The sequence below is a fragment of the Mucilaginibacter sp. P4_E8 genome (genome assembly GCF_056401495.1).
On the sequence record NZ_JBFUJG010000403.1, the window covers coordinates 1 to 1,131 of the forward strand.

General features: G+C 38.1%; 1 protein-coding gene. It reads left to right on the forward strand.

Features of this window, described 5'->3' with window-relative positions; genetic code table 11:
- Window positions 1-338: 338 nt before the first annotated feature.
- On the forward strand, window positions 339-1,131 hold a 793-nt coding region (locus tag AC1DRQ_RS31750; protein WP_477430172.1), incomplete at its 3' end, for a hypothetical protein.

Genomic DNA, 1,131 nt, shown 5'->3' on the forward strand with positions numbered 1-1,131 from the left:
GTTAATTTTTATTTCACAGCCCTGTGCGTTTAATGCCTCTCCGGCAATTAAAGTAAAATTCTGCCAGACTTTTCTTTGCTGTTATCTATCCTAAATTTGCCTTAAAAGTAAATTTGGCATCATTTTGCTAAATTTTTCCTTAGTCTTTTTGTAACAAATTCAATACACTAAGTATTTCATAACTCCCTCAAAAAGAAAGCAAATGGCGCTTTAAACGTAAATCAAAATTGTTTTAAGTGATTTTAGATTTACCAATTTATTAATTATTAAGACATTTAATGCAACATTTTTAACGAAAGTAACGTTTAGCTAATACTATTAATTAAAAAAACCCGCTTATGTTAAAAAAAAATCAACTTAAAATCGTAAGTTTGACGGGCCTCGCCTGCATTATTTTAGCCTCCTGCTCGAGAAAAGATGACGTTCAACCCGTAGAAACAACTCCTCAACCTTCACAAGAAATGCAATCACTGGCCGCAGTGAGCACCACCAGTAAAATTTCAGTCAGCGGCTCCAGTTTACAATTAGGTATATCAGGGCACCCACTGGGAGATGCACCTTATATCAAAACCGGGCCTACTAAGCAAATTCAATTAATCAAAGGCATGGGAATGAACTGGTACCGGGTGGATATCCAAACCACATCTGACGGAACCATAACCGTTCCTTACTTATTTGAGCCCCTTAGAGAAGCTGCTGCGGCCGGTAATGTAAGGATCTTACCCATGCTTTACACCCGAACGTTAGACCTTTCGGCAAGCACATCGGCCGCTTATACGGCAGGTAAAACACTGGGGAGTAACTTTGCAGCTAAATATGGTCAATACTTTACTTATTACGAGCTTGGTAATGACCTTGAACTCAAATTGCTGCTGCCCAATAGAACCGGAGCAAGCCAGAATGATTACGATCGTGCCAAGTTTAATGTTGTTTGTGCTTATTTAAAAGGTATGGATGTAGGCATTAAATCAAAAGATGCTGACGCAAAAACTATGATAGCTGCTGGTTGGTTACATTATGGCTTTCTTAGAATGCTTGATTGGAATGGTGTAAAATTTGATATTGTAGCTTATCATTGGTATTCTGAAATGGAAGCAATTGCTCCAAACCCACCCAACAACATTCCTGATA